Source organism: Pseudomonas retamae (assembly GCF_043496865.1).
Lineage (GTDB): Bacteria > Pseudomonadota > Gammaproteobacteria > Pseudomonadales > Pseudomonadaceae > Aquipseudomonas > Aquipseudomonas retamae.
In genome coordinates this window covers 129257-143882 of record NZ_JBIEIL010000016.1, presented here as the reverse complement: position 1 = coordinate 143882, position 14626 = coordinate 129257, and the positions used below count along the sequence as shown (strand labels likewise).

General features: G+C 60.9%; 16 protein-coding genes and 1 pseudogene. 7 read left to right on the top strand and 10 right to left on the bottom strand.

Features of this window, described 5'->3' with window-relative positions; genetic code table 11:
• Positions 1-113, top strand: a pseudogene (locus ACGSLL_RS25690) (IS110 family transposase); the annotation flags it as partial.
• Positions 114-292: 179 nt separating this feature from the next.
• Entirely contained in the window at positions 293-733 is a 441-nt protein-coding gene (locus ACGSLL_RS25685; RefSeq protein WP_394508383.1) for a DUF3995 domain-containing protein, read from the top strand.
• A gap of 109 nt (positions 734-842) precedes the next feature.
• Here the strand turns inward: ACGSLL_RS25685 and ACGSLL_RS25680 are convergent, their stop codons facing one another.
• From ACGSLL_RS25680 to ACGSLL_RS25650, 7 genes are all read right to left on the bottom strand, one after another.
• Positions 843-1205, bottom strand: coding sequence for a Na+/H+ antiporter subunit G (locus ACGSLL_RS25680; protein ID WP_394508382.1), 363 nt, complete (start codon positions 1203-1205; stop codon positions 843-845).
• Positions 1202-1480: a K+/H+ antiporter subunit F gene (locus tag ACGSLL_RS25675; protein WP_090284207.1), complete on the bottom strand. Its 279-nt coding sequence runs from the start codon at positions 1478-1480 to the stop codon at positions 1202-1204. The genes ACGSLL_RS25680 and ACGSLL_RS25675 overlap by 4 nt, the downstream gene beginning before the upstream one ends.
• Positions 1477-1965: a Na+/H+ antiporter subunit E gene (locus ACGSLL_RS25670; protein ID WP_394508381.1), complete on the bottom strand. Its 489-nt coding sequence runs from the start codon at positions 1963-1965 to the stop codon at positions 1477-1479. The genes ACGSLL_RS25675 and ACGSLL_RS25670 overlap by 4 nt, the downstream gene beginning before the upstream one ends.
• On the bottom strand, positions 1962-3641 hold the full coding sequence (locus ACGSLL_RS25665) for a monovalent cation/H+ antiporter subunit D (protein ID WP_394508380.1): 1680 nt from the start codon (positions 3639-3641) through the stop codon (positions 1962-1964). Before ACGSLL_RS25665 ends, ACGSLL_RS25670 begins: the two co-directional genes overlap by 4 nt.
• Entirely contained in the window at positions 3638-3982 is a 345-nt protein-coding gene (locus ACGSLL_RS25660; RefSeq protein WP_007910763.1) for a Na+/H+ antiporter subunit C, read from the bottom strand. The genes ACGSLL_RS25665 and ACGSLL_RS25660 overlap by 4 nt, the downstream gene beginning before the upstream one ends.
• Positions 3982-6900: a monovalent cation/H+ antiporter subunit A gene (locus tag ACGSLL_RS25655; RefSeq protein WP_394508379.1), complete on the bottom strand. Its 2919-nt coding sequence runs from the start codon at positions 6898-6900 to the stop codon at positions 3982-3984. Before ACGSLL_RS25655 ends, ACGSLL_RS25660 begins: the two co-directional genes overlap by 1 nt.
• 245 nt (positions 6901-7145) lie before the next feature.
• Positions 7146-8078, bottom strand: coding sequence for a DMT family transporter (locus tag ACGSLL_RS25650; RefSeq protein WP_394508378.1), 933 nt, complete (start codon positions 8076-8078; stop codon positions 7146-7148).
• Between the two features lie 89 nt (positions 8079-8167).
• Here ACGSLL_RS25650 and ACGSLL_RS25645 point away from each other — a divergent pair, with 89 nt between their 5' ends.
• A complete protein-coding gene (locus ACGSLL_RS25645) occupies positions 8168-8731 on the top strand; it encodes a helix-turn-helix domain-containing protein (protein WP_394508377.1) in 564 nt (187 codons plus the stop codon).
• A complete protein-coding gene (locus ACGSLL_RS25640) occupies positions 8732-10132 on the top strand; it encodes an FAD/NAD(P)-binding protein (RefSeq protein WP_394508376.1) in 1401 nt (466 codons plus the stop codon).
• Positions 10133-10328: 196 nt separating this feature from the next.
• Here the strand turns inward: ACGSLL_RS25640 and ppnN are convergent, their stop codons facing one another.
• The gene (gene ppnN / locus ACGSLL_RS25635; protein ID WP_090284194.1) at positions 10329-11702 is read right to left on the bottom strand and encodes a nucleotide 5'-monophosphate nucleosidase PpnN; all 1374 of its coding nucleotides are present in this window, start codon (positions 11700-11702) and stop codon (positions 10329-10331) included.
• 224 nt (positions 11703-11926) lie between these two features.
• On the opposite strand from ppnN, the gene ACGSLL_RS25630 reads away from it, so the two are divergent.
• Complete coding sequence (locus ACGSLL_RS25630; protein ID WP_394508375.1) at positions 11927-12454, top strand: DUF3087 domain-containing protein; 528 nt, start codon at positions 11927-11929, stop codon at positions 12452-12454.
• Positions 12455-12467: 13 nt separating this feature from the next.
• Here ACGSLL_RS25630 and ACGSLL_RS25625 read toward each other — a convergent pair whose 3' ends face one another.
• Positions 12468-13355 (bottom strand): NAD(P)/FAD-dependent oxidoreductase, encoded by an 888-nt coding sequence (locus ACGSLL_RS25625; RefSeq protein ID WP_394508374.1) that lies wholly within the window; start codon positions 13353-13355, stop codon positions 12468-12470.
• Between the two features lie 133 nt (positions 13356-13488).
• Here ACGSLL_RS25625 and ACGSLL_RS25620 point away from each other — a divergent pair, with 133 nt between their 5' ends.
• Positions 13489-13935, top strand: a complete 447-nt coding sequence (locus ACGSLL_RS25620; RefSeq protein WP_394508373.1) for an Rrf2 family transcriptional regulator — start codon at positions 13489-13491, stop codon at positions 13933-13935.
• On the opposite strand, the gene ACGSLL_RS25615 is transcribed toward ACGSLL_RS25620, so the two are convergent.
• Complete coding sequence (locus ACGSLL_RS25615) at positions 13926-14309, bottom strand: DUF2784 domain-containing protein (protein ID WP_394508372.1); 384 nt, start codon at positions 14307-14309, stop codon at positions 13926-13928. The genes ACGSLL_RS25620 and ACGSLL_RS25615 overlap by 10 nt on opposite strands.
• Positions 14310-14451: 142 nt before the next feature.
• Here ACGSLL_RS25615 and ACGSLL_RS25610 point away from each other — a divergent pair, with 142 nt between their 5' ends.
• Complete coding sequence (locus ACGSLL_RS25610) at positions 14452-14595, top strand: hypothetical protein (RefSeq protein WP_394508370.1); 144 nt, start codon at positions 14452-14454, stop codon at positions 14593-14595.
• The last annotated feature ends 31 nt before the right edge of the window (positions 14596-14626 follow it).

Sequence of the window (14626 nt, the reverse complement as noted above, 5' to 3'; positions counted from 1 at the left end):
GAAACAAGGGCAAGGCCACCACTGAAGCGTTGGTGATTCTGTCACGTAAACTCGCTCGCATTGCGTTTGCCTTGATGAAAACGAAGACGAACTACGTCAGCAAAACGGCCTAAAAAGCTTGGTGAAAACCATAGAATCTCCCACAGGGGATCGCATACCAACTGTGGGAGCCAGCCTGCTGGCGATGTTTTTGGAACCCCGCTCATTCCCCCGCATACCGCCGACCGGTCGTGCACATGAGAAAAATCCGACTACGATGGTTGGTTCAAATCCCTTTCCAAGGATTTCAACCATGACCTTTGTGTTGGCTCAATGGCTGGTGAGTGCGTTTGCGTTGATCGGCCTGATGCATGTGTATTGGGCGCTGGGTGGGCAATGGGCGGCGGCCGTGGTGGTGCCGCAGGTGCCGGTGGCCGGTTTTGTCGAGACGCTGCGGCCAGCGTTCAAACCGTCGGGCTGGATCACCTTGCTGGTGGCAGCCGCTCTGTTACTGATTGCCGTGCTGGTCTGTATGCGTGTCGGCTGGGGCATGCCGGCGGTGCAGCACAAGGCATTGCAGTGGGTAATCAGCGCGATTGCCTTGCTGCTGTTTGCCCGGGCAATTGGCGATTCGAATCTGGTCGGGTTTTTCAAGGAAGTGAAGGATTCGCGGTTTGCGCGACTGGATACCTGGGTGTATTCGCCGTTGTGTGCGGTGTTGGGGGCGGGGTTGTTGGCGGTGGCCTGGATTTGAGGTGAATTAAAGATCGCTATCGCGAGCAGGCTCACTCCTACATTTGAAATGCGTTCCCATGTAGGAGTGAGCCTGCTCGCGATAGCACCATTTCAGGCGATGGAAGACTTCAGCTACCGCTTTCAGTTTTCCGGCTACTGACCTCAGCCGGAACATCATCCCCGGCCATGCGTTTACGAAACAGTGCAGCCCGTGCCAGCAGCAGTGTCGTCACCGGTACGGTAATCGCCAGCAGGATCGGAATCAGCCAGGCGTGTACCACCGCTGTGGATTTCAGCGCCGAAAAACAAATGATCGAAGCCAGTGCCACACACCAGGCGCCCAGTGTCGACGCCAGTGCCGGCGGGTGCATGCGCTGGAAATAATCCTTCATGCGCAATAATCCCAAGGCGCCAATCAGGGCGAATACGCCGCTGAGCACCAGCAGAATCGCCACTGGAATCTCAACCCATAGAGACAGGCCGTCGGTCATTCGATCACCTCGCCACGCAGCAGGAATTTCGCCAGGGCAAACGAGCCGACGAAGCCAAACAGCGCGATCAACAACGCCGCTTCGAAGTAAGTGTCACTGGCATAACGAATGCCCAGAGTGAGCATCATCAACATGGCGACGATGTACAGGTAGTCCAGCGCCAGGACGCGATCCTGCGCCGAGGGGCCTTTGAACAGGCGAATCAGCGTCAGCACCATGGCCAGCGAGAACAGGAACAGCGTCAGCAGGATCGCATTGGACAGTAATGGGCTCATTCGAAGATCTCCATCAACGGCCGCTCGTACGTGCTTTTGAAATGCTCGATGAATTGCGCTTCGTCATGCAAATCCCACACGTGCAGCAACAAAACGCTGCGATCGAGTGCCAGTTCCGACCATACGGTGCCGGGTACCACCGTGCAGATCATCGCCAGTGCCGCCAGACCGTGAGCATCGCGCAGATCAAGTGGCACTCTGATGAAGCGCGAGCGCGGCGCACGGCGGCCGGCGTTGAGCACGCCCCAGGCGACGATCAGATTCGACATCACCACGTCACGCCCGACCAGTAAGAACAGACGCACAATGCTGCCGGGACGGCGTATGTGCGCGCGTTTTGGGCGCAGTTTGCGCATCATCAACGGTGCCGCAAAACCCAGTGCCGCGCCCAACAGCAGATTGCCCGGGCTGATCGATAGATTCAGCGTCAGCCACAAAATCCACAACGCTAAAGACAACCACGGTGCCGGAAACAGTCGCTTCATGGCTGCACCTCCAGCATCGCGGCTTTGCCTTCGGGGCTGGGCACGGCGCGGGTGCCGAGCACCGCCATCACGTATTGCTGGGGATTATGCAGCGCATCGGCGGTGGCCTGGGTGTAGCGCAGCAGCGGCTCAGCCTGGAACGTCAGCATGATGCTCAGCCCCAACAGCAGGAAGATCGGCGCGCATTCAAGTTTGCGCAGCAACGGCGACGGGCGCTCTTCGGGCGTCCAGAAACGCTGGATACCCAAGCGCGAAAATGCCATCAGCGACGCCAGCCCGGTGAGAATCAACAAGCCCAACAGCGCCCACGCTGCGGTGGAGATTGGCCCGCCGTTACCCAGTCCCAACGGGTTAAGCAATGCACCGATCAGGCTGAGTTTGCCAATGAACCCCGACAGCGGCGGCATGCCGATGATCAACAGTGCGCAAGCAATGAAGCTCAGGCCGAGAAACGCCATGGTCCATGGAATCACCTGACCGACTACGGCTTTTTGCTCGTCGTCGAGGTTGATGCCTTTGGGTGGCTGCAGGGATTCCTGCGGCCGCGGCAGCAATTCGCTTTCGTCTTCCAGCGGGATTTCGTTGGCCGAGCGCGAACGCTCGATCAGCTCCGCCAGCAGGAACAGCGCACTCAGTGCCAGGGTCGAGCTGACCAGATAGAACAGCGCGCCGCCGATCAGGTTGGGCTGAGCGAACCCCACCGCCGACAGCAGAATCCCTGCCGACACCAGAATGCTCAGGCTGGCCATGCGCTCGAGCCGTTGCGCCGCGAGAATTGCCAGCGCTGCGATGCCCATGGTCGCCATGCCGCCATAGATCAGCCAGTCGCCGCCAAAAAATGCCGAAGCCCCGGCTTGCTCTGAGAACAGCAGCGTCCACAGGCGCAACAAGGTGTAGACGCCGACCTTGGTCATGATCGCGAACATCGCCGCCACCGGCGCACTGGCCGAGGAATACGCCGGCACCAGCCAGAAATTCAGCGGCCACATGCCAGCCTTGGCCAGGAACGCAACCGCAAGAATCCCGGCGCCCGCGTGCAGCAAGCCACGGTCGGCTTCTGACACCAGCGGAATCTTCAGCGCCAGATCAGCCATGTTCAGGGTGCCGGTAACGCCATAGATCAGCGCTGCGCCAATCAGGAACAGCGACGAAGCGAGCAGGTTGATCGAGATGTAATGCAAACCCGACGACACCCGTGCTCGACCCGAGCCATGCAGCAGCAAGCCGTAGGACGCGGCCAGCAGTACCTCAAAAAATACGAACAGGTTGAACAGATCGGCAGTCAGGAACGCGCCGTACAGCCCCATCAATTGAATCTGGAACAGCGCGTGGAAGCTCGAGCCTGCGCCATCCCAGCGTGCCATCGCGAACAGCAGGGCGCTGACGCCGATGATTCCGGTCAGCACCAGCATCAGCGCCGAGAGTCGGTCGACCACCAGCACAATACCGAACGGCGCCTGCCAGTTGCCTGGCAAGTACACGCCGATCGAGCCAGGCACACCGGTGGTCTGCGTCCACTGCAGCAGCATCACCGAAATGAACAGGCCGAGGAGGCTGGAGAACAGGTTGATTTTCGCCTTCAGCGGCCGGTGCCGTTCGCCGAGCATCAACATGAGCGCGGCGGTCAGCAGCGGCAGCAGAATCGGAGCGGCGATCAGGTGGGTCATCGCCATCATTCCTTAGGCTCCCGGCCGTCGACGTGGTCGGTGCCGGTCAGACCGCGCGAGGCGAGCAGCACGACAAGGAACAGCGCGGTCATGGCAAAGCTGATGACAATCGCCGTGAGGACCAGCGCTTGCGGCAGCGGATCGGTGTAGTGCAACAAGTCCTGGGTGACGCCGTCCTTGATCACCGGCTCCTTGCCGATGAACAGGCTACCCATACTGAAAATGAACAGGTTGACCCCATACGACAGCAGGCACAGGCCCATGACCACCTGAAACGTCCTTGGCCGCAATATCAGCCAGACCCCCGACGCGGCAAGAACGCCGATGGCAATTGCGATGACTTCTTCCATCAGACGGCTCCTTTGCTGGCGACAGACCTGGGTAGCGACGCGGTCTTGTGGCCCCGCACCGATTGGTGGGCGAGGGCAGTGAGGATCAACAACGTTGAACCGACCACCACGCCATACACGCCGATGTCGAAGAACAGTGCGCTGGCGATGTGAATATCGCCCAGCACCGGCAGCTCGAAGTGCCAGGTGTGCGTGGTCAGGAACGGATAACCGACCAGCATCGCCCCGAGGCCCGTGGCGGTGGCGAACAGCAAACCGGTGCCCATCCAGCGCAGCGGTCGCAGGCTCATTTGCGCTTCGACCCACTGCGTACCGGCCACCATGTATTGCAGGATGAACGCCACCGACATCACCAGGCCGGCGACAAAGCCGCCGCCAGGCTGGTTGTGCCCGCGCATGAACAGGTAGAACGACACCACCAGCGCAACCGGCAGCAGCAGACGCACGAGTACTGCCGGCACCATCATGAAGCCGAGCGCGGTGTCGCTGGCCGAGCGCGGGTTGACCAGATCGGTGACCACGTCCGGCGCCAGCAGACGCTGCTGGGCTGGCAGTTGCAGGCTTTCTTTCGGTGGGCGGAAGCGGCGCAGCAGGGCGAACACGGTCAATGCCACGGCGACCAGCACGGTGATTTCGCCGAGGGTATCGAAGCCTCGGAAATCCACCAGCATCACGTTGACCACATTGCTGCCGCCGCCTTCGGGCAGGGCGCGACTGAGATAGAAGGAGGAAATATCGTTGGGCGTCTGCCGCGTCAGCATGGCGTAGGACAGCAACGCCATGCCGCCGCCGACGGCAATCGATAGCAGCAAATCGCGCAGACGGCGAATTCGCGCCTTGCGCAGGCTGCTTGGCAGTGGCGAGACTTCTTCGATGCGGCGTGGCAACCAGCGCAGGCCGAGCAGGATCAGCACCGTAGTGACCACTTCGACGGCGAGCTGGGTCAGCGCCAGATCCGGCGCGGAGAACCAGACAAAGGTCACGCAGGTCATCAAGCCACAGACGCTGACCATGGTCAGTGCCGCCAGCCGGTGATACTTGGCTTGCCAGGCGGCGCCGAGGGCGCAGGCAATCGCCAGTAGCCACAGGGTGACGAAAACAATCGAGCCGGGGATCTTCGGCCGATCGCCCCAGCTCAGGCTGCTGTGCAACATCGGGATCAGGCCGGCAAGCACTGCCGCCAATACCACCAGAAACAATTGCATCTGCAGACGCTTGGTGCCGAGGCGGCGTTCGACGCGCCGGGCCAGGCGCATCATCACCACCAGACTGCGCTCGAACAGGCGCTTGCCGTTGAAGCGACCCACCAGCGGCGGGTATTTGAAGCGGCCCAGTCGGAACTGCCTGCGCAGCAACCAGTAGAGGAGGATGCCGCCGGACATGGCGATCAGGCTCATGATCATCGGCGCGTTCAGGCCGTGCCAGATCGCCAGGCTGTATTCGGGCAACTCGCCGCCGACCACCGGCAGCGCCGCAGCGGCGAGCAGCGGGCCGACGATTTGCGCGGGGAAAATCCCCACCAGCAGGCAAGTGAACACCAGCAATTCGACCGGTGCGCGCATCCAGCGCGGAGGTTCATGCGGGGTGTGCGGCAGGTCGGTGGCGGTCGGGCCGAAGAACACATCGACTGTAAACCGCAGCGAGTAGGCGACGCTGAACATGCCGGCGATCGTGGCGACGATCGGCAGACTGGTTTCGACCCACGCCGTGGCATTGATGAACACGGTTTCGGCGAAGAACATTTCCTTCGAGAGGAAACCGTTGAGCAACGGCACTCCCGCCATCGAGGCGCTGGCGACCATGGCCAGTGTTGCGGTGAAGGGGATCAGCTTGAACAGGCCGCTGAGTTTGCGGATATCGCGGGTACCGCTTTCATGGTCGATGATGCCAGCGGCCATGAACAGCGACGCCTTGAAGGTGGCGTGGTTGAGAATGTGGAAGACGGCGGCCACGGCTGCCAGCGGACTGTTCAGACCGAGCAGCAGGGTGATCAGGCCGAGATGGCTAATGGTCGAATAGGCCAGCAAGCCTTTCAGGTCGTTCTGGAACATCGCGCAATACGCGCCGAGCAACAGCGTACAGGCGCCGGCCCCGCTGACGATGTAGAACCATTCTTCACTGCCCGACAGCGATGGCCATAAACGTGCCAGCAGGAAAACCCCGGCCTTGACCATGGTCGCCGAGTGCAGATAGGCAGAAACCGGGGTGGGCGCCGCCATTGCGTGGGGTAGCCAGAAGTGGAAGGGGAACTGTGCGCTTTTGCTGAGAGCGCCGATGAGAATGAGCGGCAGGAGGATGGGGTAGAGGGCGTGTGCGCGAATCATGTCGCCGGCGGCCAGGACCTTGTCGAGGTCATAGCTGCCGACCACATGGCCGAGGATCATGACCCCCGCCAGCAGGCACAATCCGCCGGCCCCCGTGACCATCAACGCCATGTACGCGCCGCGCCGGGCGTCGGCACGGTGATGCCAATAGCCGATCAGCAGGAAGGAGAACAGGCTGGTCAGCTCCCAGAAAAATACCATTTGAATCAGGTTGCCGGAAATCACCAACCCGAGCATGGCGCCCATGAACGCTAGAAAAAATGCGAAGAAACGCGGCACCGGATCGTCCGGCGACATGTAATAACGGGCATATAAAGAAACGAGGGTGCCGATGCCCAGCACCAGCATCGAGAACAGCCAGGCGAAGCCGTCCATGCGCAGAATGAAATTCAGACCGAGGCTGGGCAGCCACATGAATTCTTCGCGGATCACGCCGCCATGGGCGATTTGCGGATACAGCATTGCGACCTGGACGGTGCCGATCAGAGCGACCAGCCCTGCCAGCAGGGATTCGGCGTTGCGCGCGTTGTGTGGCAGCACGGCTGCCAGACAGCTGCCTATGAAAGGCAGAAGCAGTAGAACTATCAGGGACATAGGCTTCTAATCTGCGGAGGTTTGTGAAGCATCATACGTGCCAGCTCCCTGATCACCAAACGGCAGGATGTCTCAGAATCCTACAAAGTAGTCCGGTTTTTTGTGTTTAGCCTTGTTTCAGTGGCAGGGATGATGTGGCGGATGGCATTTTCGCGAGCAGGCTCGCTCCCACCTTGAAATACATTCCATTGTGGGAGCGAGCCTGCTCGCGAAAGCGCCGGGCCAGACGCTCGAGATGTTATCGATCAACCCTGAGTTTCCCGCTCCAACTCAGTTTCGGCGTCGGACCTCGCAGCCTTGGTCTTCAACTCACTGACAATCACCGCCGCAACGATCAACCCGGCCCCCATCAGCGCAATCGCCGGCAACCGCTCGCCAGCAATTCGCCCGACAATCCCGGCCCACACCGGCTCACCGGCATAAATCAGCGTTGCCCGCGTCGGCGAAACGCTTTTCTGCGCCCAGTTCATCGCCACCTGAATCGCCGCGCTCGCTGCGCCCAGGCCCAGCGCGGTGATCAGCAGCGTCCAGGAAAAATCCGGAATCAGCTCACCGGTCGGCACCACCAGCAGGAACGACAGCACCGCCGTCGTCGCCAGTTGCACCACCGTCACCCGACGCACATCGACCTGGCCGGCATAGGTGCTGATCAGAATGATCTCGGCAGCAATGGCGATCGCACTGATCAATGTAGCGATCTCGCCGGGACTGAAATTCAGCGCAGCGCCGGACGGGCCGGACAACAGCATCAGCCCGGTAAACGCCAGCATGATGCCGATGCTTGGCATCAACCCCGGCCGCCGCCCCAGCACCAGCCACTGCAACAACGGCACGAACGGTACATACAACGCCGTGATAAACGCTGACTGACTGCTCGGAATGGTCTGCAGGCCCACCGTCTGCAAGCCGTAACCGAGCATGATCGCCACGCCGATGAACGCACCGGCCTTGAATTCGAACACGGTCAGTTCACGCAGATGACGCCAGGAGAACAGCGCAACAATCAGCGCAGCAGCCGCAAAACGCAGACCGACAAAAAACATCGGGCCGCTGACGGTCATCGCATGCTGAACCAGCAGGAACGTGCCGCCCCAGATCATCGTAATCAGCACCAGCACGCACTCGGCTTTGCTGAATCGGGAAAGACGCACAGGATTAGAGGAAGTGTTCGGTGACATGGTGGCCTTGCGTACGATAAAAAGGAGGCCGCACAATGCGGCCAACGTTGCGCAGTATACTGCCCAACCCCCACCGAGTGAGCAATATAGTGCACAAAGATTCCATGCAACGCGCCTCTGTACTGCAGCACGTCAGCCAGAATGTCCGACGGTTGCGGCATGCTGCCGACCTGAGTCAGACAGCACTGGCGGAAAAATCCGGGGTCAGTCGGCGCATGCTGGTAGCGATCGAGGCGGGCGAGAAGAATGTCAGCCTGACCACGCTGGATCGCGTCGCCGAAGCGCTCGATGTGGCGTTCAGTGATCTCATCCAGGCCCCGGATGCCCGCGATCCCAGCCGCATCAACGAGGTGGCATGGGCCGGCAGCATTCCCGGCAGCAAAGCAGTATTGCTGTCGAAAGCCATCGCTACGCGCGAAGTCGAGCAGTGGGAATGGTGTCTGCAACCCGGTGAGGTCTATCCCTCGCAGGTCGACGCCGAGGGCTGGAGCGAGCAGATTTTTGTCTTTGAAGGATGCCTGACGCTGATGCTCGGCGACCAGCCGCAGCAGATCAATGCCGGGGAGTTCTACATGTTTGCCAGCCACCAGCCGCATTCTTATCGTAATGATGGCGACGTGGCGGCGCGATTCATCCGTAATGTGGTGATTTGAATGAGCCTGAGCGCAGACGTCCTTATCATCGGCGGCGGCCTCAGCGGCACGATGCTCGCGGTCCAGTTATTGCGTCTGCCCGGGCAGCGCAAGATTCTCATTATCGAGCCGCGCGCTGAGCTTGGTCGGGGCGAGGCCTACAGCGCTGTCGAGCTGGGCCACACGCTGAACGGTAACGCCGCGCGCATGAGCGTCGACCCGGACAATCCTGATGACCTGACTCAATGGCTCACCGGGCACATCGCTGCCGGCGGCTGGCCGGAGTCTGCCGAGCAGAACGTGCCGGTCAGCGAACTGTTCCCGCCGCGCGGATTGTTCGGTGTCTATGTCCAGCAGCGTCTGGCTGAAGCCCGCGCAATCGGCGCGCAACACGGCTCGAGCGTCGAACACATCTGCGCCGAAGTCACTGACTTGGTATCCGCTACGGATTCGGTACGGCTGAGCTTGAGCGACGGGCAAACCCTGCACGGAGCCTATGCGGTGCTGGCGACCGGTATGTTTCCCGCCGCGCGAACCCCACAAAAAGCCTCCAGCGGCCTCAACGCCGCCGCGCTCGATCCCTGGGATGTCACCGCCATGCGCCTGCTCGACCCCCAATCGGCCGTGCTGATCATCGGCTCCGGCCTGACCATGGTCGACGCGGTGGTGTCGCTGGAGCAGGCCGGGCATCGCGGGCCGATCAAGGTGTTTTCCCGGCATGGCTTGTTGCCGCATGTGCGCCGGCAACCACCGGCATGGGTGGATTTCCTCGCTGCCGATCACAACCTCCGCACGCCACGGCAGTTGTTGCGCGAACTGCGTCGACAATGCCAGATAGCCAGTGCGCAAGGTATCGACTGGCAGGCACCGCTGGACACGGTTCGTGTGCATATCGCGCGTTTGTGGAGTCAGGCGAGCGACGTACAGCGGCGACAATTCGTACGCCATGTGCGGCCATGGTGGGAAAGTCATCATCACCGTTCGCCGCCGTTGAGCGCGCAGTTGCTTGAGAGACTGCATGGGGCAGGGCGGCTGACGATTGATGCTGCATCGTTCAAGAGGCTCGAGCCGAGTCCAGAGGGTGGAATCGGTATTCGCATTCGGCGTCGTGGAGAATCCGAAACGCGCGTGGTAATGGGCGCCGCGCTGATCAACTCCAGCGGCATCGAGTACGACTGGCGCCGCGTGGCGCGGCCGTTGCCCCAGCAGTTGCTGGCGCGCGGTCTGGTGCAACCGGGGCCGTTGGCGCTGGGAATTGCCGCGGCGGCAGATGGTTCAGTGCGGGATGCCGAAGGGCACGCCTCCAGGCGTTTGTTTGCCATGGGGCCACCGTTGCGCGGGATGTGGTGGGAAAGTACGGCGGTGACGGATGTGGCGTTACAGGCCAAGGCGCTGGCTGCGCGGTTGGTGAGTCACGGCTGATGTCGTTCTTCAGGGCCTCATCGCCAGCAGGCTGGCTCCCACAGGGTTTTGGGGCGTGCACGGATTTTGCCTTCACTCGAGCAGCGAGGGAGCCAGCCTGCTGGCGATGGCGGTGTACCAGTCAGCATTTAGCTGTCTGATCTGCCGCTTTCGCTGGCAAGCCAGCTCCCCCATGGAGCTGTGTAAGGCGTGAAAGTTACGCCACCACTCGATAACACGGCACATACGCCGCGCCACCCGGCAGTTTCATCCGGTGCTGGGCGACAAACGCTTTGAGCAGGGCGTCGAGCGGTTGCATGATCGCCGCGTCGCCGCGGATCTGGTACGGCCCGTGCTCTTCGATCAGGCGAATACCCTTGTCCTTGACGTTACCGGCGACGATCCCTGAGAACGCGCGACGCAGATTCGCTGCCAGTTCGTGGGCAGGCTGGTCGAGGTGCAACTTCAGGTTGGCCATGTTTTCGTGAGTCGGATCGAACGGGCGCTGGAAGCCTTCGTCGATCTTCAACAGCCAGTTGAAATGGAAAGCGTCGTTGCGTTCGCGGCGGAACTGTTTCACGGCTTTCAAGCCTTGGGTCATTTGCCGCGCTACTTCAGCCGGATCGTCGATGATGATTTCGTAATGCTGACGGGCCGCTTCGCCGAGAGTTGCAGTGACGAACGCATCGAGTTGTTCGAGATACGGCGCGGCATTTTTCGGGCCGGTGAGGATCACCGGGAAGGGCAGGCCCTTGTTGTCCGGGTGCATCAGGATGCCGAGCAGGTAGAGGAACTCTTCGGCCGTACCGGCGCCGCCGGGGAAAATGATGATGCCGTGGCCGACCCGCACGAACGCTTCCAGACGTTTTTCGATATCCGGCAGGATCACCAGTTCGTTGACGATCGGGTTCGGCGCTTCGGCGGCGATGATGCCCGGCTCGGTCAGGCCGAGGTAGCGGCCGCCGTGAATGCGCTGTTTGGCGTGGGCGATGGTCGCGCCTTTCATCGGGCCTTTCATCACGCCCGGGCCGCAGCCGGTGCAGATGTCGAGGCTGCGCAGGCCCAGCTCATGGCCGACCTTTTTGGTGTATTTGTATTCTTCGGTGTTGATCGAATGGCCGCCCCAGCACACGACAATCTTCGGTTCGACACCCGGACGCAAGGTGCGCGCGTTGCGCAGCAGGTGGAACACGTAGTCGCTGATGCCTTGGGAATTGCTCAGGTCGATGCGCTGGCTGTCCAGCTCGTTTTCGGTGTAGACGATATCGCGCAGGGCGCTGAACAACATCTCCCGGGTGCTGGCGATCATTTCGCCGTCGACGAACGCGTCGGCCGGAGCGTTCAACAGTTCGAGGCGCACGCCGCGATCCTGTTGGTGAATGCGGATTTCGAAGTCCTTGTAGGCTTCGAGAATGGTCTTGGCGTTATCGACATGGGCGCCGGTGTTGAGGATGGCCAGGGCGCACTGGCGGAAGAGAGTGTAGGTACTGCCGGATCCGGCTTCGCTCAGTTGTTGCACTTCACGTTGAGAGAGGGTTTCCAGGCTGCCTTTCGGACTGACCGAGGCATTGATTACGTGTCGTTGGGTCATGCAGTGATCCTTAAAACGATGTCATTCCCTGAGCAGGCGAACGGCATCCGAATAATGTGTATCCATGAATGAAGATGGCACGATCTGCGCTATACCGCCATGTCCCCGTTGGACGCTGAAAAGATCAAAAGGAGCCCCAGCATAGCTAAATCCGCGCCAGAGGCGATAATGCGCCGGGCGGTTTTTTCCGTTACTCCTCTTGTCGCTCAAGGAAGTTATTTGTGATGTTCGAGATTCAACCGATGGACGCCGCCACTTTCCGCCAGCAGACCCGGCGCAGCACGATCATCATCGCCGTGCTGTTTCTGGTATTGGCAATGTTGTTTTCCAGCGTGGCCGTGGCGCTGTTCGGCGAACCTGCTGGCGATAACCTGCGCTTCAATGTCGGCGGGGTGTTCCTGGCCTTTTTACTGACCGGCGCATTGCTCCGTGGACGCTTCTGGCATCAGAGCTGGATGGCGCCGGCGGTGTACAGCTGGCGGCTCAAACGTAGCCTGATGACCATCACCAACGTGATGCACCACCTCACCGCCGCCGTCGCGCAAAACGATCCGACCGCGTTGAAAGTGCTGCGGTTCTATCATCTGGGGCTGATGCAGATGCACGAGCTGGACGGCAACTCCAGCGATCACGGGCAGCTGTGGCGGGAAGTCGAAGAGCATAAACAGCGCATGCAGGCGCAGGGGCTCGATACCGAGCAGACGCGCCTGGATCCGACATGGCTGGAAGGGTTGAAGCAGACGCCGCGCTAAGGCGTCAGCGTATTCAGCCGAAAATCAGCGAGCGGTGTGTGCCTGCCCCGGCGCGGGCTCCGTCGCCGACCGCCAGTGCGACGGAGCCGGCAGCCAGTGCGGCGTCTCCGCAGGCGAAGACCCCAGGGACGCTGGTTTGTTGGGTCGCGTCAGTCTGAATAAACGGCCCCATCGGCCCTTCTTCGAGTACACAGCCCAACTGATCGGCCAGTGGACTTGCCATGCGTGTGCGCGGCATGGCGAACAGACCGGCGACCGCGACGATCTCGCCGTCGCTGAGGACCACGTCGGCACGCGCGCCATCGATGCGCCTGACGCGCCGGGTTTCCAGCCTGACTCCCCGTGCAGCCAACTGCGCCAGTTGTTCGGCATCGGGTTCGAAAACGCCATTGATGAAGAACGTGGTCGGGCCCCAGTCAGGCAGCATCAGGGCGTGATGAATCGACAGGGGCGCGGTCGCCAATACGCCGATTGCGCCATGATTCAGCTCGTAGCCGTGACAGTAAGGACAGTGAAAAACGCTTTGGCCCCAGCGTGGTTGGAGTCCTTCGATGTCCGGCAATTCGTCGATCACGCCCGACGCGAGGATCAGGCGCCTGGCGCTGAGCTGCTCGCCGGTGCGGGTGCGCACAGCAAAACCAGCGTCAACCTGCACGGCCTCTACCGCCGTATCTGCCAGCCATTGCACGGTAGGGTAGGCCATCAGTTGCGCCCGCGCCTCGGCAGCAATGTCGCCGGGTGCGCGTCCGTCCTGTCCGAGAAAGCCGTGGGAAGTGTCGGTGAAGCGATTGCGCCGCAGGCCTGAATCGAGCACTAGCACGCTGCGCCGGGCGCGGGCCAGCTGCAGGCCTGCTGACAGCCCTGCGTAACTGCCGCCGACAATGATGACGTCGTACACCATGATCCAGATCTCCGCTGTGAGGTTTTCAGCGTACAGCGTAAGTTACGTGAAAAAAGACTGTCAATAGTCTCGTAACTTCAGATCTTGCAAGCGATACTCGGAGGTATTCTTTGTTCAGTCTGGAAATGCTCAAGTGAGAAACGACACGCGCCTGTCGCGCATGCTGCATGTGCTGATCCACATGGATCGCCACGAAAAACGCGCCACTTCGGAAACCATCGCCGGGATGCTTGGCACCAATCCGGTGGTGGTGCGGCGCACCATGGGCTTGCTCAAGGAGCAGGGTTTCGTGACGTCGGAGAAGGGCCATCAGGGCGGCTGGGCGCTGGCCAAACCGTTAAAGCAGATTACGTTGCTGGAAATTCACCAGGCACTGGGCACGCAGTCGATTTTTTCCATCGGCTTATCGACGGATCATCCACAGTGCCTGGTCGAGCAGGCGGTCAATGCCGCGCTGACGCGAACCTTCGATGAGGCGCAAGCGCTATTGCTGTCGAGACTGGGCAGCATCACCCTGGCGGAGCTGGCAGCGGATTTCGATTCGCGCTTCAAAACCGTTTGCGAGGTCGATCAGGGCTGAGCGGCAGCGCGACGCGACTTCCACGAACGAATCAAGCGTCCGTACACCAGCAAGTTGATCGCCAGCACCACGCTGCCAAGCGCCAGTTGAATCTGCGGGGTCAGCCCAGCCGGGTAGATGATCGGCCAGATGTAATGCTCGATGAAGCCTCCGGCGTATTCGGTCTGGCCGGCGGCGTGGCGCATGAGGTTTTCCCAGTAGGTCAGCGGGCAGGTCAGGTGCAGCAACTCGACCGCCACGCCCCAGGCGACAGCCGGCAAATGCAGCCACACCAAGCGTGGCCATCTGAGCACCAGCAGCCCGCCAAACAGCACGAACAGAATGAACAAAAGATGAAACAGCACCAGCCCATCGGCTGCGATTCGGTACAGCATGTCGTTTCCCTGACGCGATTGTGATGACGCCATGTTACGCCGACGTGGGGATTAAAGCTCAGGGCGAACGCCCCGCATGGGCCCTTGCCTGAAACCTGATCTACGCTTGAAGGAAGACTGTTGACGGTGGCAGGAGGTGCGCATGACGAATGAGCAAAAGCAGCCTGAAAACGATATAGAAACGGATGAACCGAGCGAAGAAGAAATCGAGCGCGAGAAGCGCAAGGAAAAAACCTGGAAGCATGACGATGGTCAGGATCTTTCCGAGCCTGACCGCAAGTTCTGAGCAGTCGATACGAAAAGCCCCGCGATGGCGG